Source organism: Micromonospora sp. CPCC 205561, assembly GCF_036906775.1.
GTDB lineage: Bacteria > Actinomycetota > Actinomycetes > Mycobacteriales > Micromonosporaceae > Micromonospora.
In genome coordinates, this window is record NZ_JBAKHV010000018.1 from 66,148 (window position 1) to 88,692 (window position 22,545).

General features: G+C 74.1%; 15 protein-coding genes. 6 read left to right on the forward strand and 9 right to left on the reverse strand.

The features are described 5' to 3' along the window. Window positions 1–132: 132 nt before the first annotated feature. Window positions 133–1,635 (reverse strand): amino acid permease, encoded by a 1,503-nt coding sequence (locus tag V6V16_RS12510; protein WP_442934071.1) that lies wholly within the window; start codon window positions 1,633–1,635, stop codon window positions 133–135. Window positions 1,636–1,947: 312 nt separating this feature from the next. Between V6V16_RS12510 and V6V16_RS12515 the strand changes: the two genes are divergently transcribed. Both V6V16_RS12515 and V6V16_RS12520 read left to right on the forward strand, forming a co-directional pair. After that, window positions 1,948–3,606 carry a glycoside hydrolase family 10 protein gene (locus V6V16_RS12515; RefSeq protein WP_334562160.1) on the forward strand — a complete coding sequence of 553 codons (1,659 nt, stop codon included), beginning with the start codon at window positions 1,948–1,950 and terminating at the stop codon, window positions 3,604–3,606. A gap of 181 nt (window positions 3,607–3,787) precedes the next feature. Next, on the forward strand, window positions 3,788–4,327 hold the full coding sequence (locus V6V16_RS12520; protein ID WP_334562161.1) for a phospholipase: 540 nt from the start codon (window positions 3,788–3,790) through the stop codon (window positions 4,325–4,327). A gap of 79 nt (window positions 4,328–4,406) precedes the next feature. Here V6V16_RS12520 and V6V16_RS12525 read toward each other — a convergent pair whose 3' ends face one another. Together V6V16_RS12525 and V6V16_RS12530 are read right to left on the reverse strand one after the other, a co-directional pair. Beyond that, window positions 4,407–7,235 carry an ATP-binding protein gene (locus V6V16_RS12525; RefSeq protein WP_334562162.1) on the reverse strand — a complete coding sequence of 943 codons (2,829 nt, stop codon included), beginning with the start codon at window positions 7,233–7,235 and terminating at the stop codon, window positions 4,407–4,409. 196 nt (window positions 7,236–7,431) lie between these two features. Continuing rightward, on the reverse strand, window positions 7,432–7,653 hold the full coding sequence (locus tag V6V16_RS12530; RefSeq protein ID WP_334562163.1) for an FmdB family zinc ribbon protein: 222 nt from the start codon (window positions 7,651–7,653) through the stop codon (window positions 7,432–7,434). A 57-nt stretch (window positions 7,654–7,710) separates the two neighbouring features. Here V6V16_RS12530 and V6V16_RS12535 point away from each other — a divergent pair, with 57 nt between their 5' ends. The 3 genes from V6V16_RS12535 to V6V16_RS12545 all read left to right on the forward strand — a co-directional run bounded on the left by V6V16_RS12535 (window position 7,711) and on the right by V6V16_RS12545 (window position 13,740). Beyond that, the gene (locus V6V16_RS12535) at window positions 7,711–9,276 is read left to right on the forward strand and encodes a lytic murein transglycosylase (protein ID WP_442934072.1); all 1,566 of its coding nucleotides are present in this window, start codon (window positions 7,711–7,713) and stop codon (window positions 9,274–9,276) included. A gap of 72 nt (window positions 9,277–9,348) precedes the next feature. Beyond that, the gene (locus V6V16_RS12540; protein WP_334562191.1) at window positions 9,349–10,365 is read left to right on the forward strand and encodes a GNAT family N-acetyltransferase; all 1,017 of its coding nucleotides are present in this window, start codon (window positions 9,349–9,351) and stop codon (window positions 10,363–10,365) included. A gap of 96 nt (window positions 10,366–10,461) precedes the next feature. Further along, window positions 10,462–13,740 (forward strand): lamin tail domain-containing protein, encoded by a 3,279-nt coding sequence (locus V6V16_RS12545; protein ID WP_334562165.1) that lies wholly within the window; start codon window positions 10,462–10,464, stop codon window positions 13,738–13,740. A gap of 89 nt (window positions 13,741–13,829) precedes the next feature. Here the strand turns inward: V6V16_RS12545 and V6V16_RS12550 are convergent, their stop codons facing one another. From V6V16_RS12550 to V6V16_RS12575, 6 genes are all read right to left on the reverse strand, one after another. Continuing rightward, complete coding sequence (locus V6V16_RS12550; protein WP_334562193.1) at window positions 13,830–14,318, reverse strand: helix-turn-helix domain-containing protein; 489 nt, start codon at window positions 14,316–14,318, stop codon at window positions 13,830–13,832. A 729-nt stretch (window positions 14,319–15,047) separates the two neighbouring features. Beyond that, entirely contained in the window at window positions 15,048–16,031 is a 984-nt protein-coding gene (hemB, locus tag V6V16_RS12555; RefSeq protein WP_334562166.1) for a porphobilinogen synthase, read from the reverse strand. Window positions 16,032–16,050: 19 nt separating this feature from the next. Next, complete coding sequence (locus V6V16_RS12560; RefSeq protein ID WP_334562167.1) at window positions 16,051–17,631, reverse strand: uroporphyrinogen-III synthase; 1,581 nt, start codon at window positions 17,629–17,631, stop codon at window positions 16,051–16,053. After that, complete coding sequence (gene hemC / locus V6V16_RS12565) at window positions 17,628–18,623, reverse strand: hydroxymethylbilane synthase (RefSeq protein ID WP_334562168.1); 996 nt, start codon at window positions 18,621–18,623, stop codon at window positions 17,628–17,630. The genes V6V16_RS12560 and hemC overlap by 4 nt, the downstream gene beginning before the upstream one ends. Beyond that, entirely contained in the window at window positions 18,620–20,068 is a 1,449-nt protein-coding gene (locus tag V6V16_RS12570; RefSeq protein WP_334562169.1) for a glutamyl-tRNA reductase, read from the reverse strand. Before V6V16_RS12570 ends, hemC begins: the two co-directional genes overlap by 4 nt. Further along, window positions 20,065–20,835 (reverse strand): redox-sensing transcriptional repressor Rex, encoded by a 771-nt coding sequence (locus V6V16_RS12575; protein WP_334562170.1) that lies wholly within the window; start codon window positions 20,833–20,835, stop codon window positions 20,065–20,067. The genes V6V16_RS12570 and V6V16_RS12575 overlap by 4 nt, the downstream gene beginning before the upstream one ends. A 397-nt stretch (window positions 20,836–21,232) precedes the next feature. On the opposite strand from V6V16_RS12575, the gene V6V16_RS12580 reads away from it, so the two are divergent. Further along, on the forward strand, window positions 21,233–22,534 hold the full coding sequence (locus V6V16_RS12580; RefSeq protein ID WP_334562171.1) for a sensor histidine kinase: 1,302 nt from the start codon (window positions 21,233–21,235) through the stop codon (window positions 22,532–22,534). Window positions 22,535–22,545: the final 11 nt, after the last annotated feature.

The window sequence follows — 22,545 nt, forward strand, 5'->3', positions numbered from 1 at the left end:
CAGCGCGGCACCCGACAGGATCGGGTGCCGCGCTGTCGGCGTACACCGGGGGAAGCGTGACCGCACCGCGGCGGGCGGCCCCGGAGGGTTTCCGGGGAGCCCACCCGAGACGAGCCGGAACCCCGCCCGGGATCAGACGGAGGCCGGTTTCCTGGAATCCGGGGTCGAGGGACGCTGGGCGAGACGGTTGCGGCGGTAGCCGTAGCCGAAGTAGACCAGCACGCCGAGCAGCATCCACGCGGCGAACCGCAGCCAGGTCTCCACCGACAGGTTCAGCATCAGGTAGAAGCAGGCCAGCGCCGACACGATCGGCAGGACCGGCGAGAAGGGCACCCGGAACGGGCGGTCCAGGTCCGGGCGCTTGCGGCGCAGGATCGGCACCGCGACCGAGACCAGCACGAACGCGGCGAGCGCGCCGATGCTGACCAGGTCGGCCAGCGCCGACAGCGGCAGGAAGCCGGCCAGCAGCGCGACCGCCACCGTCATGATCGCCGAGATCCGGTACGGGGTGCCCCAGCGCGGGTGCACCTTCGCGATCGACGGCGGGATCAGCCCGTCGCGGCTGATGGCGAAGCCGATCCGGCCCATGGCCACCAGGTCGACCAGGATCACGCTGGTCAGGCCGGCCACGGCGGCGATGGAGACGAGGATGCCGGCCCACTCGGCGCCGACCGCGTTGAAGGCCGCCGCGATGGGGGCGCCCCGGTCGATCTCGCCGTACGGCACCATGCCCACCACGACCAGCGAGACGCCGATGTAGAGCACGGTGGAGATCAGCAGCGTGCCGAGCAGGCCGAGGGTGAGGTCCCGGCGAGGCCGCTTCGTCTCCTCGCCGAGGTTGGCGACCGCCTCGAAGCCGGTGTACGCGAAGAAGACCACCGCTGCGGCGCTGAGCACCCCGACGAAGCCGAACACCGAGGGCTCCAGGCCGAAGAGCGCCTGGGTGACGGGCTGCTTGATGCCGTCCTCGCCCCCGCCGGCGGGCTGTGCCGGCGGGACGAACGGGGTGAGGTTGGCGGCCTTCACGAAGAACAGGCCGGCGACCACGATGAAGACGCAGATGGCGACCTTGACCAGCACCAGCAGGTTGGTCACCCGGGCCGACTCGCGGATGCCGACGATCGCCACGACGCCGAGCAGCAGCACGACGCCGATCGCCCCGACGTTGACGACGCTGCCCTCCTCGCCGAACCAGGCGGTGGGCAGGCCGACGAGTTCGGCCAGGTAGCCGGACCAGCCCCGGGCCACCACCGCGGCGCCGAGCGCGAACTCCAGCAGCAGGTCCCAGCCGATGATCCAGGCGACGATCTCGCCCATGGTCGCGTACGCGTAGGTGTAGGCGCTGCCGGCGGCCGGCACGCTGGACGCCAGTTCGGCGTAGCAGAGGGCGGCGAGCAGGGCGACCAGGCCGGCGATGGCGAACGAGATCACCACGCCGGGCCCGGCGCTGTCCCGGGCCTCGATGCCGGTGAGGGTGAAGATGCCGGTGCCGATCACGATGCCGATGCCGAAGCCGGTCAGGTCGCGGGCGCCGAGGCGGCGTTTCAGCCCGGGCCCGCCGTCGCCGCCGTCGGCCTCGCTCTGGGCGATAATGTCCCTGATCGGTTTGGTACGCAGCACGGACACGCCGCTCACCCCTCCCCACCGTCCGGGCCACCCCCGTGGCCGCTGCCGGGCGTTGCTACCCAGGGCGGACCCCGCCCAACCACCACGTCCCACCCATTCTGGGCAGCACGTGCGGTGTGCGGCCGGTCACGGTGGGCTGCGTGGCCTCCACCACAGGGGGGAGCCGGCGCAGCCGGACGGATCGATCCCGCCCAGACCCTTGCGCACACCCCGAGAGGTGTGAAAATTTCCTACCAGCGGCAGATTGTCGACGGCGAATCTTGCCGTCTGCCTGCCGCGACGAAACTCTGACACGGGAGCCCCAACGAAGGGACACACCGCATGAAGGCAACTCGGCTCGGAGCGGCCGGGCTGACCGCCGCGCTGCTCGGCGCGCTCGTCGCCGCCACCCCCGCGAGCGCGGCGCCCGACGCGGCGACCACCGCCTCCACCACCACCTGCGTCACCGACCCGGCCACGCCGAAGCGGCAGTTCCGGGCCATGTGGATCTCGTCGGTCGTCAACATCGACTGGCCGACCAAGGCGTCCCAGACCTCGCCGGACCGGATCGCCACGCAGCAGGCCGAGTACCGCGGGCTGCTCGACCTCGCCGAGCGGCTCAACCACAACGCCGTCGTCGTCCAGATCCGGCCGACCGCCGACGCGTTCTGGCCCTCGCCCCACGAGCCCTGGTCGGAATACCTGACCGGGGTCCGCGGGCAGGACCCGGGCTGGGACCCGCTGAAGTTCGTGGTCGAGGAGGCGCACAAGCGGAACCTGGAGTTCCACGCCTGGTTCAACCCGTACCGCGTCTCCATGCCCGCCCCGGGCGGTGCCGGCGCGGACATCAACCAGCTCGCGCCGAACCACCCGGTGCGCGAGCACCCCGAGTGGACCTTCGCCTACCCGCCGGCCGGGGTCGCCGGCAGCCGGCTCTACTACAACCCCGGCATCCCGGAGGTCCGCGAGTTCGTGCAGACCGCGATGATGGACGCGGTCAAGCGGTACGACATCGACGGCGTGCACTTCGACGACTACTTCTACCCCTACCCGAGCGGCACCCACCAGATGCCCGACGACGCCACCTTCGCGGCGCACAACCGGGGCTTCACCGACAAGGCCGACTGGCGGCGGGACAACATCAACCTGCTGGTCCAGGAGATGAACGCCAAGATCAAGGCCGAGAAGCCGTGGGTCAAGTTCGGCGTCAGCCCGTTCGGCATCTGGCGCAACCAGTCGGCCGACCCGCTGGGCTCGGACACCACCGGCAGCCAGTCGTACGACATCATCTCCGCCGACACCCGCAAGTGGGTCAAGGAGGAGTGGGTCGACTACATCGTGCCGCAGCTCTACTGGTACATCGGCCAGTACCCGGCCGCCGACTACGCCCGGCTGGTGCCGTGGTGGGCGGACGTGGTGAAGGGCACCCGGGTGCAGCTCTACATCGGGCAGGCCGACTACAAGAGCGGCGACCCGGTCTACGGGCCCTTCTGGCAGAACCCGCGCGAGCTCTCCGACCACCTGACGCTCAACCGGGCGCACCCGGAGGTCCTGGGCAACGTCCACTTCTCCGCCGTGCAGGTGCGGGCCAACCGGCTCGGCGCCACCGACATCTACGCCGCCGAGCACTACTCCCGGCCGGCACTGATCCCGACCATGTCGCACCTGCCGAAGAAGCCGCTGCTCATGCCGGTGGTCACCAAGGCCGCCCGGGAGGCCGACGGGATCCGCCTGAACTGGCGCCAGCCGGCCGACGGCGTGGGCCCGCTCGGCACCGCCACGTCGTACGCGGTCTACCGCCTCGACGGGATCGACCTGGCCGGCCGATGCGACCTCGCCGACGCGGCGCACCTGGTCGACACGGTCCGCGCGAGCGGCACCCGGACGCAGTCCTGGGTGGACACCACCGCCGAGGCCGGCAAGCGGTACACCTACTACGTGACCGCGCTCGACCGGCTGGCGAACGAGAGCCCGGCCAGCCCGCCGGCCTTCGTCCGCTGAGGTAGGACCGGATGCCCCGGGTGCCCCTGGCACCCGGGGCATTCGTCTGTTTCGACGCCTGTCCTCAAATCTCGGCGAGCACCGCATCCCCCGGAACGATCATTGGCCGACACTGATCGGCACTCCGGTGACCCGCCGGTAACCCCCGTCCCACCCGCACACCCCCCTGCGGAGGTAAACCGTGCCCAGACGTCTCACCACCCTGCTCGCCTCAGCCGCGCTCACGACGCTCTTCGTCTTCGGGGTCTCCTCCCCCGCCGCCGCCGTCACGCCCGCGCAGAAGCTCTCCGTCCTGTCCGGCTGGACGCAGACCAGCGCCAGCAGCTACAACTCCTGGAACTCCGGCCGGCTCAACCAGGGTGCCTGGGCCGCGTACGGCTTCAACTGGTCGACCGACTACTGCTCGTCGAGCCCCGACAACCCGCTCGGCTTCAGGTTCAACCTCTCCTGCCACCGGCACGACTTCGGCTACCGCAACTACAAGGCGATGGGTCAGTTCCCGGCGAACAAGGCTCGCATCGACGACGCCTTCTACGCCGACCTCAAGCGGGTCTGCGCCACGTACAACACCGCCGTGCGGCCCGCCTGCACCAGCCTCGCGTGGACGTACTACCAGGCCGTCCGGGCCTTCGGCTCGCTCGCCGCGGTGCAGCAGGCCGACATCGACCGCGCCGCCCGGATCAAGGCCGACGGCGAACGCCGCGCCGCCCTGAACCGCTGACCCGTACCGCCCGGGGGTCCGTGTCCCGTCCCGCCGACGGACGCGGACCCCGACCGGCGCGGGCCGGCGGGCGCCGCCGTCACGCGTGCCCGGTGTGGTGGTGACTGCGGTCCGGGGCGACCGGCCGACGGGAGGCCGCCCGCAGATGCCCGGCGCCGAACCTCGCCGAGCCCGCCGCCAGATCCGGATGCTCGACGCCGAGCGCCAGCGCCGCCGCCTCCTCCAGCCCCAGCTCCGCCCCCTCGCCGTACGCGCCGTCGAAGGCCGCGTCGCCCAGCCCTCGGCGCAGCTCCCCCTGGCGCTGGGCCCAGTACCCGCCGTAGATGCCCGGGGCGCAGCGCATGCTCGCCCGGGTCGCCCCCGCCGCGCCGAACAGGCGGGCCGCCGTCAACCCGTCGCCGCCGTCCGCGCAGCGCACCGCGACCGCGTTGAGCGTGTCGCAGGCCCGGCCGTGGAAGCCGTGGCTCATCCGCGACCGCAGCGCCACCTGGAGGTGCTCGTGCGCGGCGACGAGATCGCCGCGGGCCAGGGCGACCATGCCGAGCAGCATGTCGACCGAGCGGCGCCCCCGCTCGACCGGGCGCGCCGCCTCCACCGGACGGGCCGCGCCCAGCAGCTCGGCCGCCTCGTCCAGGGCACCCCGCCGCCAGAGCAGCTCGGCCAGGTTGAGCACCGCGAAGAGCGCGTCGCCGACCACCTCCTGGCCGGACGCCCAGTCGATCACCTCGCGGCAGATCCGCTCGGCCTCCGCGAACTGCCCCATGTCCACCAGCGGGGCCGCCCGCCCCGCGAGCACCCGGGCGAGCAGGCCGGCGTCGCCCGCCTGCCGGGCCGCCGCCTCCGCCCGCTGGGAGTAGCGCAGCTCCTCGGCGAACTCGCCGTCCGCGCCGGCGTGCAGCGAGTGCATGTGGTACGCCGCCGCCAGCTCGGCCTCCGGGATCCGCTCCCCCGTCTCGGCGATCCGCCCGTACAGCCGGAACAACCAGAGCCGCCCCTCCCGGGCCAGCCCTCGCTCCCGCCACCACTGGTCCAGGCCGCCCGCCAGCCGCAGTCCGGCCCGGGCGCCGCCGCCCGTGGCGCACCAGCGCAACGCGGCGCGCAGCTCGCCGGCGAGCGGATCGAGGGCGTAGAGCGAGAGGGTCACCGGCCGGCCGTCGGGGCCGAGGTGGGCCCGCTCCAGCGCGTGCATCGACCACGCCACGTGCCGGTCCCGGGCCGACCGCTCCTCGCCCGCCTCCACCAGCCGCCGCGCCGCGTACGCCCGAATCGGGTCGAGCATCCGGTAGGTGCTGCCCGAGGCGTGCGGCTCGGCCAGCACCATCGACTTGTCGACCAGCACCGAGAGCGGGTCGAGCGGGTCGTCGCCGAGCAGCCACTCCACCGTGGCCAGGTCGACCGGGCCGGCGAAGACCGCCAGCCGGCGCAGCAGCCGGGCGGCGCGCGGCCCCAGCGTGCGGTACGACCAGGTGACCGTCGCCTGCATGGTCAGGTGCCGTTCGGCGGCGGAGCGCTGCCCCGCCCCGCTCTCCGGCTCGGGCGGCGACGCCACCGGGGCCGCCCCGGCCGGCTCGCCCCGCTCCCTCGGGTCGCCCGTCCAGACGGGAGGCGGCTCGGAGTGCTCCCGGCCCGCGTCGAGGGTGCCGAGGACGTCGTCGAGGCGCTCGGCGAGCTGCCCGACGGAGAGCACCCGCAGCCGGGCGGCGGCCAGCTCGATGGCGAGCGGCAGCCCGTCCAGCCGTCGCACGATCCGGCGAAGGTCGGCCGACTCGGCCGGGTCCGGGGGCCGGCCACCCCGGGCTGCCACCGTACGGTCCAGCAGCAACGCGACGGCGTCGCTCTCCGCCCCGTCCGACGGGGGTTCGACCGACAGCGGCGGAATCCGCCAGACCACCTCGCCCGGCACGTTGAACGACTCCCGGCTGGTGGCCAGGACCCGCACGCCCACACCGCCCGCGAGCAGCCGGGAGATCACGTCGGCCGAGGCGGCCGGCTGGGCGTCGCAGGTGTCCAGGACGACCAGCATCCGGCGCGCGGCCGCGTACTCCACCAGGGTGTCGACCATCGGTCGGCCGGGCTCGGGGCGCAGGCCGAGCACGGCGGCGACGGCGAACGCCACCAGGCCCGGGTCGGTGACCGCGGCGACGTCGACGAACCAGACCCCGTCCGGGTGGGACTCCACCAGGTCGACGGCGAGTTCCACGGCCAGCCGGGTCTTGCCCGCCCCGCCCGCGCCGATCACCGTGACCAGCCGGTGCGCCTCCACCAGCCGCCTCAGCTCGGCGCGCTCCGCCTGCCGGCCGACGAACGAGGTGATCTGGGTGGGCAGGTTGTGCGCCGTCGCGTCGGCGGTGCGCGGCCGGGGGAACTGCCGCTCCAGGCCGGGGGCGACCAGTTGGAAGAGCCGTTCCCGGTCGTCGAAGCCGCGCAGCCGGTGCAGGCCGAGGTCGAGCAGCGACGCGCCGGGCGGGAGCGGGTCCGCGTGCCGCACCGTCGACGCCGAACAGAGCACCTGCCCGCCGTGGGCGGCGGCGGCGACGCGGGCGGCGCGGTGCACCTCCGGGCTGGCGTACTCGCCGTCGCGCGGCTCCGCCCAACCGGTGTGCAGCCCCATCCGGACCCGGGGCACGGCGTCGGCGGTCGGCCAGTCGTGGCTGGCCAGGGCCCGTTGCGCGCTCAGGCAGGCGGTCAGCGCGGCGGTCGCGTCGCTGAAGGCGAGGAAGAACGAGTCCCCCTCGGTCAGCAGCTCCGCGCCCTCGCTCGCGGCGATCGTGCGGCGCAGCAGGCGGCGGTGCTCCCGCAGCACCGGCCGGTAGTCCGGCCCGAGCAGCTGGGCGAGCCGGGTCGAGCCCTCGATGTCGGTGAAGACGAAGGTCACCAACCCGCTCGGGAGGTGGATCCGTGGCGACATGCGTGGAACCTCCGCCCGTGACGTCGGACTCATGCTGCCTGATACCGGACCATCACGCATCGTGAGAACGGTCGGCCGGTGCCGGGCCCAAGGTGCCGGCCGTCCTCAGCGGACACGAGGATCGGCTCCGCCGCGCGGCCGGCCGCCGAGGCGGCGGCGCGGGCGGACGGAACGCACCGCCGACGGAGCGCGCCGGTCAGCAGCCGCAGCCACCGCCGCAGCAGCCACCACCGGCGGGCGCGGGCGCGCCGCCGTTAGCACCGCCGCCGCCCCGCCCGGTGACCGCGACGGTGGAGAGGAGCTTGGCCGTGTCGGCGTGCCCCTGAGGGCATCGTGCCGGCGCGCCGGCCTCCGCCATCGGGCGGTTGACCTCGAAGGTGTCGCCGCAGGCGCGGCATCGGAACTCGTACCGGGGCATGGCACCCAGGGTACGACCGGTCCTGACGTACGGGGGGACATGGGTGATACTCAACTTGTGGTGGACGGTGGCGAGGACAGAGCGACACTTCGACCCCTGCGACCGGCCGCGCCGCTGGACGGGCCGCTCGCCGGCTCCGGCGCCGCGCCCGAGCCGCCGGCGCGGTTGCCCCGACCCCGCCGGCCCTGGCTGAGATCCACGGCCCCCACGGATGCCGGCTCCCCGGCCGCCCCACCGGCCGGGGACGCCACCGGGCCGGCGGCGACGACCGCCCGACCCGACACCGGATCGGCGGCGCCGCCCGCCACGGCGTCCACCTCGGAGGAGCCGGCGGCCCCGCCCGCACCGACCGACGACGCGAAGCCGGCCGACACGCCCGCCGCCGGCACCAAGCCGACCGACCCGCCCGCCACCGGCACGAAGCCCGCCGACGACGCGAAGCCGGCCGACCGGCCCACCGCCGGCACCAAGCCGACCGACCCGCCCACCGCCGGAACGAAGCCGGCCGACCCGTCCGCCACCGACGCGAAGCCCGCCGACGCGCCCGCCACCGGCACGAAGCCGGCCGGCGGCGTGGCCACGGCGGGCAGCAGCGGGACCGCGGCCGGGGCCGCGGGCGGCGACGCCACCGGCACGCCGGCCGCCACGGCGAAGACCGAGCCCTCGGCGACCAGGACCGACGGGCCCCCCAGGCCGGCCGCTTGGCCCCGGCGCCGCCGGGTGCAGTTCGCGCACGCCGTACGCCGGCCGCCGCACCACCTGGTGGTGGCCGCCGGCCGCGCCACCCGGAACTGGTCGCGGCGGCCCAGCGGACGACTCACCCTGCCCGGAGTGTTCCTGCTCGCCCTGGTCGCCGCGACCGCCGCGGCGGGTGCGCTGCTGGTGCCCGCGGCGGTCCGGTCGTCCCGTCCGGTCGCCGCCGACGCCACCGCCCTGCCGCCCACCGCCGGCACCCAGGGGCCGCTGCCCGGCGGGCTGCCGTCGCCCAGCGGCACGGTGCCGCCGCTCGGCCCGGTGCCGACCGGGCCGGTCGTCGGCGGGATCACCGGCCGGCCGGCGGACGCGCTGGCCGGCTGGGCCGCGCAGGTCGGGCCGAAGGTCGGCATCTCGCCGGTGGCCGTGCAGGCGTACGGCTACGCCGAGATGGTGCTCGCCCAGACCAACCGCAGCTGCGGGCTGAGCTGGACCACGCTGGCGGCCATCGGGTTCGTCGAGTCGGGGCACGGCCAGGCCAACAACGCCCGGCTGCGGCCGGACGGCAAGGCGCTGCCCGAGATCATCGGCCTGCCGCTGGACGGGCAGGGCGGCCGGATGCGCATCCCCGACACGGACCGCGGCACGCTGGACAAGGACACCGTGCTCGACCGCGCGATCGGCCCGATGCAGTTCATCCCGACCACCTGGCAGGAGATCGGGGCGGACGCCGACAACGACGGCGTCAAGGACCCGCACGACCTGGACGACGCCGCCCTCGCCGCCGGCAACTACCTCTGCAAGGGCGGCCGGAACCTCACCATCCCCGCCGACTGGTGGAACGCCATCCTGTCCTACAACGACGTCCGGCGGTACGCCCAGGACGTCTTCGACACCGCCAACCGGTACGGACAGGCCAGCCGCACGTGAAGTGACCGCCCGCATACATTGGAGGACCGGACCCTTCCCCCGAGCAGCCGTTAGCGGCAAGCTAGACGGGTGATGATGCGCGAGTGGGACCCCAGGACCGCGTCGTCCGCCGAGATCGCGTCGCTGCTGGACACGCTGAACGCGGTCCTGGCGGCCGATCTGCCGCAGGATCCGCCGTGGCGGGAGAACTCCATGCGGGAATACCTCGCTGAGGTGATGCCCGGCGAGCGGCGGATCTCCTGGGTCGCCCAGGCGGAGCCGGGCGCCGACGGCGCTCCGGGAGCCATCCTGGGTCACGTGCACGTGCTGTTGCTCGGCGACATCGGCGTACTGGAGGTGCTGATCCACCCCGCGGTTCGGCGCACGGGCCTCGGCCGGGCCCTCGTCCTGACCGCCGCCCGGCGGGTCTACCAGGAGGGCTTCCAGTCGATCGGGGTGGAGGTGGTCGGCGACACGCCGGCCGTCGCGTTCTACGAGTCGCTCGGCTTCTCCCGGGAATACGTCGAGACCCGCAGCGTGCTCGACCTGTCGGGGGTGGACCAGGCCGAGCTGGCCGAGATGGCCACCGGCATCGGCGCGGGCTACCACCTGGAGTTCTGCCCCGGCGGGCCGCCGGACGAGCTGATCGAGGCGTACGCCCGGGCGAAGGCGGAGGTGCGCGACGTCGAGGACGGCGAGCTGCGCCCCAGCTCCTACGACCCGCAGCGGCTGCGGGACAGCCTGGACTGCCTGCACCGGCGGGGCATGAAGCCCTACATCGTGCTCGCCCTGCACGAGCAGACCGGGGAGGTGGCCGGGCTCACCGAGGTGGTCGTGCCGGCCCAGCACCCCACCCGCGCCGACCAGTACGACACCATCGTCGTCCAGGACCACCGGGGCTACGGCATCGACCGGGCCATCAAGGCGCGGATGCTGATGGAGCTGCGCTCGGCGGAGCCGCAGCTGACCGAGGTGCAGACCTGGAACGCGCAGGCCAACGAGGCGATGCTCAAGGTCAATGCCGAGCTGGGTTACCGTTCCGACCGCGAATGGTGCGAATACAGCGTCGACGTGGCCGAACTGGTGCACCGCCTCGACGCCGGACGCTGACCGGGAAGTTCACGAAACTGTCCGGCGGGGGATGGACGTTGGTCAGCAGCTCCGCTTAACGTGCGTTAGTTCCCGTCCGCCCATCGTGGAGGCCACATGCGCCCGCGCCGCACCCTTGCCGCGCTAGCGACCGCCACCGCCGCCGTGACCGTCACGGCCGTCGGCGTCGCACCCACCGCGGCCAGCGCCGCGCCCACCGACCTCTTCATCTCCGAGTACGTCGAAGGCTCGTCGAACAACAAGGCGATCGAGCTGTTCAACGGCACCGGCGCCGCCGTCGACCTGGCCGCCGGCGACTATCAGCTCCAGTTGCACTTCAACGGCTCCACCACGCCGACGAACCTGCCGCTGACCGGAACGGTCGCGGCCGGCGACGCCTTCGTCCTCGCCGCCGCCTCGGCCGCGCCGGGCGTCCTCGACCGGGCCGACCAGACCACGACCGCCAGCCTGTTCAACGGCGACGACGCGATCGTGCTGCGCCGGGGCGGCACCGTGCTCGACTCGATCGGCCAGGTCGGCGTCGACCCGGGCACCGAGTGGGGCACCGGCGTCACCAGCACCGCCGACAACACGCTGCGCCGGTCGGCCGCCGTGACGTCCGGCGACACCGACCCCTCCGACACGTTCGACCCGGCCGCCCAGTGGGGCGGCTTCCCCGTCGACACGTTCGACGGACTCGGCGCGCACGCCGTCGACGGGGGCGGCCCCGTCGACGCGCCGGCGTCGCTCGCCTGTGGCCCCGCGCTGGTCACCCCGGCCGGTACGGCGGCCACCCGGGAGGTCACCGCCACCGACGCGGACGACCGGATCGTCGACCTCACGGTCACCTCGGTCAGCCCGGTCCCGGCCACCGGCTCCGTCAGCCGCACGGCCGTCACCCCGGCCGAGACGGTCGGCGGCACCGCCCGGGCCACGGTCGGCACGAGCGCCGACCTGGCCGCCGGGGCGTACACCGTGGTGCTGACGTCGACCGACGCCGGCGGCGGCACCGCCACCTGCACCCTGACCGTGCAGGTCACCCGGGAGCTGACCGTGGGCGAGGTGCAGGGCCCGACCACCGACACCGAGTCCGGTCCCGCCGACCGCTCGCCGCTCGCGCCGGCGTCCGGCAACGGGACCAGCAGCACGCTGTACGACGTACGCGGCGTGATCACCCAGCTGACCCTCGCGCGCGACTCGTCGGGCCGCAACCAGCACGGCTTCTTCCTGCAGAGCCGCTCGGGCGCCACCGACGGCGACCCGACCAGCTCGGACGGCGTCTTCGTCTTCATGGGCTCCTTCACCACCCTGGTCGGCGGCTACGCGCCGACGGTCGGCGACGAGGTGTTGCTGCGCGCCCGGGTCTCCGAGTACTTCAACTTCACCCAGCTCTCCGGCGCGTCGCTGGTCCGCCGGATCGCCTCCGGCGTGGACGTGGACGCCGAGGTCCAGGTGACCGACGCGGTGCCGCCGGTCGAGGTGGCGGCGGCACAGCGCTTCTTCGAGCGGCACGAGGGCGCCCGGCTGCGGGTACGGGCCGGCAGCGGCGCGGTGAGCGGGCGCAACGTCTTCGCCTCCACCGCCGACGCGGAGATCTTCGTGATCGACCGGGACGACCCGCTGCTCGACCGCGCCGACCCGTACGCCCGCCGGGTGTTCCGGGACGCGCACCCGCTCGACAACGACCCGGGCCGGCGCTTCGACGACGGCAACGGGCAGCGGATCCTGCTCGGCAGCATGGGCGTCAAGGGCACCACGGGCGACAGCGGCGCGCTGCTCCCGCCCGCGCGCACCTTCGACACGCTGACCGCCGACGCCGTCGGCGGGCTCTACTACTCGTTCGAGAAGTACGGCGTGCAGGTCGAGCGGGCCGAGTTCACCGGCGGGGCCGACCCGTCGAGGAACGACCCGCCGCAGCCGGCCAACCGGTCGGAGGAGGTCGCGGTCGCGACCTACAACGTCGAGAACCTGTACGACTACCGCGACGACCCCTTCGACGGCTGCGACTTCGCCGGCAACGCCGGCTGCACGGGCGTACGCCCGCCGTTCGACTACGTCCCCGGCAGCGAGCAGGAGTACCGCGAGCAGCTCGTCGCACTGGCCGACCAGATCACCACCGACCTGCACTCCCCGGACCTGATCCTGGTGCAGGAGGCCGAGGACCAGGACATCTGCTCGGTCTCCGGCGGGGCGCTGGTCTGCGGCACCACCGACAACGCCGACGGCGCGCCCGACAGCCTCCAGGACCTGGCGCTGGCCATCGCCGCCGCCGGTGGCCCGGCCTACCAGGCCGCGTACGACCGCAGCGGCGCCGACGCCCGGGGCATCACCGCGGCGTTCCTGTTCCGCACCGACCGGGTGACGCTGGCGGAGGCCACGGCCGCCGACCCTCTGCTGGGCTCGGCGCCGACCGTCGAGTACCGGGGCGCGGGGCTGGCCGGCAACGCGGACGTGCAGAACCCGAAGGCGCTCAACGCCGTGCTCCCCGCCGACGTGGACACGTCCACCGGCAAGGACGGCGACAACGTCTTCACCCGTGCGCCGCAGCTCGGCAAGTTCACCGTCGCGGCGGCGCCCGGCTCCACGGAGCGGTACACGCTGTGGGCCGCGAGCAACCACTACTCGTCCGGGCCGGACAGCCGGGTCGGGCAGCGCCGTGAGCAGGCCGCGTACGGCGCCGCGATCGTCACCGCGATCGAGGCGTCGGACCGGCACGCCCGGGTGGTCTACGGCGGGGACCTGAACGTCTTCCCCCGTCCCGACGATCCCATCGCCACGGCGGCGGCGCCCACCCCGTCGGACCAGCTCGGGCCGCTGTACGAGGCCGGCCTGCGCAACCTCTGGGACGACCTGCTCGCCGACGCGCCGTCGTCCGCCTACTCGTACAGCTTCGAGGGGCAGGCGCAGACGCTGGACCACCTGTTCGTCAACGGCGCGCTGCACCGGGACCTGGTGCAGATGCGGGCCGCACACGTCAACGCCGACTGGCCGGCCGACCACGCGGCCGACGGCAGCCGGGGTTCCAGCGACCACGACCCGCAGGTGGCGCGCTTCCGCTCGCGGGCGTCGCTGAGCGTCGGCGACACGACGGTGGTCGAGGGCGACCGGGGCACCCGGCCGCTGACCTTCACGGTCACCGTGTCGCGCCCGCTGTCCCAGCCGGTGCTGCTCTGCGCCACCACGTACGGCACCACGGCCCAGGCCGGCGCCGACTACGACCCGTACGTCGGATGCAGGGTCCTGGCCGCCGGGCAGACATCGCTGGCCTTCCCGGTCACCGTGCGCGGGGACCGCAAACGGGAGGCAGACGAGAGGGTCAACCTGCTGGTGGCCGGGGTGCCGGGCCTGCGCCTGGCGGATCCGCTCGCCGTGGGCACCATCACCGACGACGACTGACCCCGCCCGCGACCGGCGTCCGAGGTCACACCGGCACACCCCACGACGGCCCGCCGGCCAGGATTCCTCCTGGTCGGCGGGCCGTCGGCTCACCACGGGAAGCGCGGGTCGCGCACGCGCGGCGGTGGGGGCACGCCGCGGTACTTCGCCACCCGCACCTCCCACTGACTGCGCCGCCGCATGGCGTCACGGACCCGGCGGTCGCGGTAGAACGTCTCCGGCGGCCGGGCCAGTCCGTAGACGTCCGCCCACCACTCGCCCGGCTCCGGGTCGAGGATGGTGTCCAGGTGGGAGGGGTAGCGGCGATCCGCCCCGTCGCGGGTGTCCTGCCAGTCCCGCATCGGCTTCAACACCCGCCCGAACTCGTCGACGACCGCCAGCCGGAATCCGGCGACCCCGATGACGCGGCGCAGGAGCAGGATGCTCGGCACCAGCCGGCCCGCCTCGATCCGCCCGACGGTGGCATGGTTCACCCCCGCCCAGCGGGCCAGCTCCCGCTGGCTGAGGCTGGCGCGCCGCCGGACCGCCCGGACGATGCCCGCGGCCGGCCAGGGGGTGTCGAACGGCTCTGTCAGCATCACGGGCGACTCAGCAGCGCCAGCCCGTCGGTCATCGCCCGACAGCTCATCGGAACCCGGCCGTCGGTCTGGATCCGGGGCCCCGTCGCTCTCCGGTTCTCCGGAAACGTTGGTCATCCCGTCACGATCCCGGCCCCGGCTGCCCTACCGCGACCCCGCTCGCTCCGCCTGTGGACAACGAACCGAACCTGTGGAAAAAGCCGTCTACCGACCCTGCGGTCGCGCACGAAAACGCCCAAGCGGGGCGGTAACGGTGCGTGACAGGGCGATGCCTCAGCCGACATCACTCTCAGTAATTGAGCTGCTCACGCCAGAGGGATGGCTTCGCGCCATCTACGGCGCTCGGCGTCCGTGACCAGCGACTTTGTCGGCTGCTGCGCCGGCAGGCGACCGCCCCTCGCGCACGCTTTGCTCTGCAGCCGCATACGCGACGGACACTTAGGGTAAGTGGTGCGTACGCGGCTGCAGAGCAAAGCGGTCGAAGGGTGGTGGGGTGGACGCTCAGGGGCGGATACTCAGCGTCACGGCGGCATGCTTCGCCGGGCATCGGAGTGCCGTCGTGATCGTCGTCTCCGGGGTGCCGTCCCCGGCCGGCCGCCGTCGCCACCTGAGACCCTCCGCGGCGCGCCCGCGGCGACAACGGCACCACGCACCGCACCGCACGCACCCCGGCGGTCCGGGCCTGCCGGGGAGCAACAAGCCACGGGGCCGGCTCGGGGCGGGGCTCGGTCAGTAGCGCTGGCGGAGGAGCTGGGCAGCCTCGACCGCCCAGTAGGTGAGGATGATCTGGGCGCCGGCCCGACGGATCGAGGTGAGCGTCTCCATCATCGCCCGCTCCCGGTCGATCCAGCCGTTCGCGGCGGCCGCCTCCACCATCGCGTACTCGCCGGAGACCTGGTAGGCCGCGACCGGGACGTGCACCGCCGCGCGGATCGCCGCGACCACGTCGAGGTAGGGCAGGGCGGGCTTGACCATCACCATGTCGGCGCCCTCGGCGACGTCCAGCTCGACCTCGCGCAGCGACTCCCGCAGGTTGGCCGGGTCCTGCTGGTAGGTGCGCCGGTCGCCCTCCAGGGCAGACTCCACCGCCTCCCGGAACGGGCCGTAGAAGGCCGAGGCGTACTTGACGGCGTACGCCAGCACGGCCACGTCCTGGTGACCCGCGGCGTCGAGCGCCCGGCGTACCACGCCGACCTGGCCGTCCATCATCCCGGACGGCCCGACCACGCCGACCCCGGCGGCGGCCTGGGCCACCGCCATCTCGGCGTACGCCTCCAGCGTGGCGTCGTTGTCCACGCCGCCGTCCGCGGTGAGCAGGCCGCAGTGCCCGTGCGAGGTGAACTCGTCCAGGCAGAGGTCGCTCATCACCACCGCGGCGTCGCCCACCTCGGCGACGACGTCGCGGATCGCGACGTTGAGGATGCCCTCCGGGTCGATGCCGCCGGCTCCGGTGGCGTCCCGTCGCTCCGGGACGCCGAAGAGCATGATGCCGCCCACGCCCGCCTGGACCGCCTCGGCCGCGGCCTTGCGGAGCGAGTCCCGGGAGTGCTGGAGCACCCCCGGGAGCGACGTGATCGCCCGTGGCTCCGTCAACCCCTCCTTGACGAACATCGGCACGACCAGCTCGGCCGGGTCGACGCGGGTCTCGGAGACCAGCCGCCGGATCGCCGGGTCGCGGCGCAGCCGGCGGGGCCGCATCTCGGGGTAGGACATCACGGGCCTCCTGCTACGGCTACCGGAACCTCAACGCGGTCGGCCCCTGCACCTTCGAGCCGCGGCGCTGCTTCGCCGGCATGGCGGCGAGCTTCTCGCGCAGCTCGACGGCGTAGGCGGCGAGCGCCTCCACCAGATCGGGGACCGAGGCGTGCGGCGGCTGCACGTCGACCCGCAGGCCGAACTCCGTCGCCGTCTCCGCCGTCTTGGGCCCGATCACTGCAACAACGGTACGGGCGTGCGGCTTCCCCGCGATACCCACCAGATTGCGCACCGTGGAGCTGGACGTGAAGAGCACCGCGTCGAAGCCACCCGACTTGATCGCGTCCCGGATCTCGGCGGGCGGCGGGGCGGCCCGGACGGTCCGGTAGGCGGTCACGTCGTCGACCTCCCAGCCGCGCTCGGTGAGCCCGGCGGCGAGCGTCTCGGTGGCGATGTCGGCGCGCGGCAGCAGCACCCGCCCGACCGGGTCGAGGATCTCGTCGTGTGGCGAGAACTCGGCCAGCAGCCCGTCGGAGGACTGCTCCCCCGACGGGATCAGCTCGGGCTGGATGCCGAACGCGCGGACGGCGTCGGCGGTCGCCTCGCCGATACAGGCGATCTTGACGCCTCCGAAGTGCCGGGCGTCCAGGCCGTGCTCGGCGAACTTCTCCCAGACCGCGCGGACCGCGTTGACGGAGGTGAAGATGACCCAGGCGTACCGGCCGTCGACCAGACCCTTGACCGCCCGCTCCATCTGGGCCGGGGTGCGCGGCGGCTCGACCGCGATCGTCGGCACCTCGCAGGGGATGGCCCCGTACGCGCGCAGCCGGGCGCTCATCACGCCGGCCTGCTCCTTGGTGCGGGGCACGAGGACCTTCCAGCCGTACAGCGGGCGGTTCTCCCACCAGCTCAGCTTGTCCCGCTGGCCGACGCCCTCGCCGACGGTGAGCACCACGCGGCCGGTGAAGCCGAGCGCCGCCGCGACGAACGAGTCCACCGTCGACGTGGTGGTGTACTGCGTCTCGCCGGTGCCGTCCCCGGTCACCCCGACGCCGGTGGTGCCCTCCACCCCGGCGGCGAGCAGCCCGTCCCGGATCGCGGCGAGGTCACCGGCGTCCACGGCCAGGGCCAGAGAGCCCCGGCCGACGGCCGCGGCCAGCGCGTCGAAGTCCAGCGTGCCGACGTCCTCGACGTCGGCGGCGGTGCGTACGCCCGGCAGCGGCACGCCCGCGTAGGTCGCCACGCCCTCGGCCTGCCCGACGCCGGGAACCACCTCGAAGTGCGCGGCGGTCCGCGCGACCGCCTGCACCTCCTTGACCACCGACTCGTGGCCGAACGGGTCGCCGGCGACCAGGTGCACCGCGTTCAGCCCGGACCGGGCCGCCGAGATCAGCACCTTCGCCACGTCACCCGGCGCGCCCTCCGCCGGGGTGAACTCGGCGTCGGAGCGGGCCTGGGCGCGCACGGCGTCGAGCAGCGACTCGGGGACTCCCCGGTCGTACACCACCTGGTCGGCGTCGACCAGGGCGTCGTGCGCCCGGCGGGTCAGCAGGCCCGGGTCGCCGGGACCGGCCCCGACGAAGGCGATACGGCCTACGGGCTTACGGGTGCGGGTCATTCTGTGCTCCCAAATTGCTGGGTCCCCGGGCCGGCGTGTCCATCCTGGCCGAGGATCGAGTCGGCGCCGAGGTCGAGGAGTTCGGCGGCGAGTGCCTTGCCGATCTCCGCCGCGTCGGCGAGCGTTCCGGTACGGGACAGCCGGATGTCTCTCGTGCCGTCCGGACTGATCACCGCCCCGCGCAGATAGATCTCCTGGACGACGTCGCCCTCGACACCCGAGCCGGTCGGCTCTCCTTCGGCGACGACGGCGTAGGCGGCGACCGGAGCGGAGCATCCGGCCTCCAGGGTGGCCAGCAGCGCCCGCTCCGCGGTGACCGCGGCGCGGGACGGTGCGTGGTCGAGCACGGCGAGCAGCTCGACCAGGTGCGTGTCGTCGGCCCGGCACTCCACCGCCAGCGCGCCCTGGGCGGGCGCGGGCAGCATCAGCATCGGATCGAGCGTCTCGGTGATCACGTCGGCCCGCCCGATCCGGGCCAGCCCGGCCCGGGCCAGGACGACGGCGTCCATGTCGGCGTCCGGGCCGAGCACCCGCGCGAGGCGGCTGTCGACGTTGCCCCGGATCGGGGTGACCTCCAGTTGCATCCCGAGGGCGTGCAGCTGGGCGATGCGGCGCAGCGCGCCGGTACCCACGGTCGCGCCGGACGGCAGCTCGGCGAGCGTCCGACCGTCCGTGGCGACCAGCGCGTCCCGCGGGTCCTGCCGGGTCGGCACCGCCGCGACGTGCAGCCCGGCCGCCGCCGCGGTGGGCAGGTCCTTGTAGGAGTGCACCGCGAAGTCGATGGTGCCGGCGGTCAGCGCGTCACGCAGGGCGGAGACGAACACGCCGACGCCGAGGCGGTGCACCGGCGCCGAGGAGCGGTCCCCGGCGGTCACCACCTCGACCAGCTCGACCGGGCGGCCCGTCGCGGCGGTCAGGGCCTCGGCGACGTGGCCGGACTGGGCCATGGCGAGTTTGCTGCCCCGGGTACCGAGGCGCAGGGGCGTGCTCATCGCTCACCTCCGGTGGGCGGGAGGTCGGCGGGACCGGCCGACGGCGGCATGTCGGCGAGGCCGAGGGGCGGCGGCATGCCGGCGAGGCCCACGGAGGGCGGCAGACCGGCGAGGCCGAAGGGGGGCGCGGCGTCGCCGGCCGAGATGTCCGGAACGCTGTCGACCGGGGAGCTCTGCGGCACCTGGAGGTCGAACAGCTCGCGCAGCAGGGCCGCGTACTGGTCGCCGCCGGGTTCGGCGGCGAGCTGGCGGACCCGGACCGTGGGCTGGTGCAGCAGCCGCTGGACGACCCGGTGCACCGTGCGGGCCACCTCGGCGCGCTGGTCGTCGGTCAGGTCCGGGCGGCGCTGGGCGAGACGGCGCAGCTCGGCGCCGACGACGTCGTCCGCGCGGCCACGCAGGGCGGCCACGGTGGGCGCCACGTCGGCCCCGCGCAGCCAGGTGAGGAAGGCGTCGACCTCGCCGGTCACGATCCGCTCGACGGCCGCGGCGTCGGCGGCGGCGGGACCGTCGGCGAGCAGCCCCGCCATCCGGTCGATGTCGATCACCTCGACGCCGGGCAGCTCGGCGACGCCGGCCGCCACGTCGCGGGGCACGGCCAGGTCGAGCAGGACCAGCGGCCCCCGACCGGGGTCCCGCCCGGCGAGCGCCCGGGTGACGACCTCCCGGGTGAGGACCGGTTCGGTGGCCGCGGTGGCGGCGACTACGATGTCCACTGTGGAGAGCGCGGTGGTCAGCTCCGCCATCGGCGTCGCGCTGGCCCCGTACGCCTCGGCCAGCCGGACGGCGCGGGCGGCGCCCCGGTTGGTGACGGTGAGCGGCCCGGCGCCCAGCCGGGAGAGCGTCGCGACGCCCAGCGAGCCCATGGCGCCCGCCCCGACCACCAGCGCGGGGCGGCCGGTCAGGTCGCCGTCGAGGTGCTCGGCGGCCATCTCCAGCGCGGCGGTCACCACGCTCTGGCCGGCCCGGTCGATGCCGGTCTCGGCGTGCGCCCGCTTGCCGACCCGCAGCGCCTGCTGCATCAGCTCGTGCAGCAGCCGCCCGGCGGTGTCGGCCCCGGTCGCCGAGTGGTAGGCGTCACGGAGCTGGCCGAGGATCTGCGCCTCGCCGACCACCATCGAGTCGAGCCCGGCCGCGACCCGGAAGACGTGCTCGACGGCGGCGGCGTCGAAGTGCACGTAGAGGTTGTTGGCGAGCGCGGCCGGCTGGCATCCGGCCTGCGCGGCCAGCACCGCGCAGATGTCGCCGAGACCACCGTGGAAACCGGACACGGCGGCGTAGACCTCCACCCGGTTGCAGGTGGAGACGAGCACGGCCTCGGTCACGTACGGCTGGGCGACCAGGCGGTCCAGGGTGCGGGTGAGGTCTGCGGGACCGACCGCGAGCTGCTCCAGCGTGGCGACGGGAGCGGTGCGGTAGGACGCGCCTACGACGAGCAGTTTCACGTGCCGATCGCCTCCTGCGTGTCGGTGACGGCGAGCCCCCCGGGCAGGGCGGTGAGGGCGGATCCACCGGTGGCGGGGAGCGCGGTCAGCGATGCCTTGCGGTGCTCGTGAAAGGACAGGATCTGCAGCTCGATGGCGAGGTCCACCTTGCGCACGTCGACCCCTTCCGGAACCGAGAGTACGCACGGGGCGAAGTTCAGGATGCTCGTCACACCGACGGCGACGAGCTGGTCGGCCACCGCCTGGGCGGCCGGGGCCGGGGTGGCGATCACGCCGATGGCGATGGCCTCCTCGACGGCGACCCGGGGCAGCTCGTCGATGTGCCGTACGACCAGCCCGTTGATCTCCTCGCCGACCCGTCCGGGGTCGGCGTCGAAGAGCGCGGCGATCCGGAAGCCGCGGCTGGCGAAGCCGTCGTAGCCGGCCAGGGCGTGACCGAGATTACCCACGCCGACCAGGGCGACCCCCCGGCGCTGGGTGAGCCCGAGCACGTACTCGATCTGGTCGACCAGCAGCCCCACGTCGTAGCCGACGCCGCGGGTGCCGTACGAGCCGAGGTGCGAGAGGTCCTTGCGGAGCTTGGCGGAGTTCACCCCGGCGGCGCTGGCCAGCCCCTCGCTGGAGACGGTTTCGTGCCCGGTTTCGGCGAGATTGTGCAGAGCACGGAGGTATTCGGGGAGCCGCGCGACGGTCGCCTCGGGCAGGTCCGGGAGCGCCGGTACGGCACCGGCGTGGCCGGGCGCGCCAGGGTGACGGTGCTGACTCATGAGACTCCGTGCGGTGCGATCCTCGGCCAACTCCACCGGCCGGCCGTTTCGGGACTCCCGCTGGCGACCGAGATTGCCGGCTGTGCTAGCAGGGCGCGTCGGAATTACAGAGTAGGCGCTTGTGAACGCGTGCACAAATCGCGATCTTGACAGCGCGCGACGCGGCTTCACCAGCCCCTCCAATTCCGCAAGATCGATCCAGCTTGCCTCCGTCGGCGTCGCGGTCACCGGATGCCGGCGACGGAGCTGGCCGCGACGATTATTGCTCAATTACGACTTCTCTGACCAATCACGCGGCCACGGCTCGCCCACGACCCGGTCACGGTAGGGACAGCCCTACGTGCGGAGGCGGGTCGGCGGGATGGGTCGGGGCCCCCGGGCTGCCTAGCCTCATGGCATGACCGCCGTACCCGTCGCCGCCGACCAGCCCGTGTCGGCGCCGACCATCTCCCGCCAGCTCCTGCTGGACTCCGGCTACGTGCTGCTGGGCCTCCCGCTGGCCCTGGCCAGCTTCGTCGTCCTGCTGGTCGGCCTGGCGGCCGGGCTCGGCCTGATGGTCACGGTGATCGGGCTGCCGATCCTCAGCGGCACCCTCCACGCCGCCCGGGGGCTCGCCGACATCGAGCGCCTCCGCCTGCCCGCCGTGCTCCACCAGTCCCGCATCCGCCCGCAGTACCGGCTCCCCGAGCCCGGGGCGAGCGCGTGGCGGCGGATCTTCGTACCGATGGGGGACGCGCAGTCCTGGCTCGACCTGGCGCACGGCATCCTGAAGCTGATCGTGGCCGTCATCACCTTCGTGGTCACGCTGGTCTGGTGGGCCGGCGCCGTCGCCGGCACCCTCTACTGGGCGTACGACTGGACGCTGCCGCACGGCGGCCCGGACGACGTCGGCCTCCCCCACCTCCTCGGCCTGGGCGACTCGACCATCGCCCGGATCGGGCTGCACACCGCGATCGGGCTGTTCTTCCTGATCACGTTGCCGATCGTGGCCCGCGGCTGCGCCCTGCTCGAGGCCGGCTTCGGCCGGGCCCTGCTCACCGGCGTGGCCGAGATGCGCAACCGGATCACCGTGCTGGAGGAGCAGAAGCGGGCCGCCGTCTCCGCCGAGGCGAGCGCGCTGCGCCGGCTGGAACGCGACATCCACGACGGCCCGCAGCAGCGTCTGGTGCGGCTCGCGATGGACCTCAGCCGGGCCCGGCAGCAACTCGCCACCGACCCGGAGGCCGCCGGGCGGACGCTGGACGAGGCGGTCACCCAGACCCGGGAGACGCTCGCCGAGCTGCGCGCCCTGTCCCGGGGCATCGCGCCGCCGATCCTGGTCGACCGGGGCCTGCCCAGCGCCCTGGCGGCCCTGGCCGGGCGCGGCCTCATCCCGATCGAGCTGCGGGTGGACCCGGAGCTGGCCAGCCCGGCGGGCCGGCTCGAACCGGCGGTGGAGAGCACCGCGTACTTCGTGGTGGCGGAGGCGCTGACCAACGTCGCAAAGCACAGCCGGGCGACCGAGTGCCGGGTCACCGTGGCCCGGCGGGACGGGCGGCTGGTGGTCGACGTCGACGACGACGGGCAGGGCGGCGCCCACCTGGCGAAGGGGCACGGGCTGGTCGGCATCGCCGACCGGGTCCGCGCCGCCGGGGGCCGGCTCTCGGTGGCCAGCCCCGCCGGCGGGCCCACCGCGATCCGCGCGGAACTCCCGCTGTGAGCCGCGCGTGG

What these genes read in the sequence shown, in the direction of transcription:
- V6V16_RS12560 (WP_334562167.1), bottom strand. Translation starts at nt 17,631, where the DNA reads ATGACCCGCACCCGTAAGCCCGTAGGCCGTATCGCCTTCGTCGGGGCC.
- V6V16_RS12545 (WP_334562165.1), top strand. Translation starts at nt 10,462, where the DNA reads ATGCGCCCGCGCCGCACCCTTGCCGCGCTAGCGACCGCCACCGCCGCC.
- V6V16_RS12575 (WP_334562170.1), bottom strand. Translation starts at nt 20,835, where the DNA reads ATGAGTCAGCACCGTCACCCTGGCGCGCCCGGCCACGCCGGTGCCGTA.
- V6V16_RS12580 (WP_334562171.1), top strand. Translation starts at nt 21,233, where the DNA reads ATGACCGCCGTACCCGTCGCCGCCGACCAGCCCGTGTCGGCGCCGACC.
- V6V16_RS12515 (WP_334562160.1), top strand. Translation starts at nt 1,948, where the DNA reads ATGAAGGCAACTCGGCTCGGAGCGGCCGGGCTGACCGCCGCGCTGCTC.
- V6V16_RS12540 (WP_334562191.1), top strand. Translation starts at nt 9,349, where the DNA reads ATGATGCGCGAGTGGGACCCCAGGACCGCGTCGTCCGCCGAGATCGCG.
- hemC (WP_334562168.1), bottom strand. Translation starts at nt 18,623, where the DNA reads ATGAGCACGCCCCTGCGCCTCGGTACCCGGGGCAGCAAACTCGCCATG.
- V6V16_RS12550 (WP_334562193.1), bottom strand. Translation starts at nt 14,318, where the DNA reads ATGCTGACAGAGCCGTTCGACACCCCCTGGCCGGCCGCGGGCATCGTC.
- V6V16_RS12530 (WP_334562163.1), bottom strand. Translation starts at nt 7,653, where the DNA reads ATGCCCCGGTACGAGTTCCGATGCCGCGCCTGCGGCGACACCTTCGAG.
- V6V16_RS12525 (WP_334562162.1), bottom strand. Translation starts at nt 7,235, where the DNA reads ATGTCGCCACGGATCCACCTCCCGAGCGGGTTGGTGACCTTCGTCTTC.
- hemB (WP_334562166.1), bottom strand. Translation starts at nt 16,031, where the DNA reads ATGTCCTACCCCGAGATGCGGCCCCGCCGGCTGCGCCGCGACCCGGCG.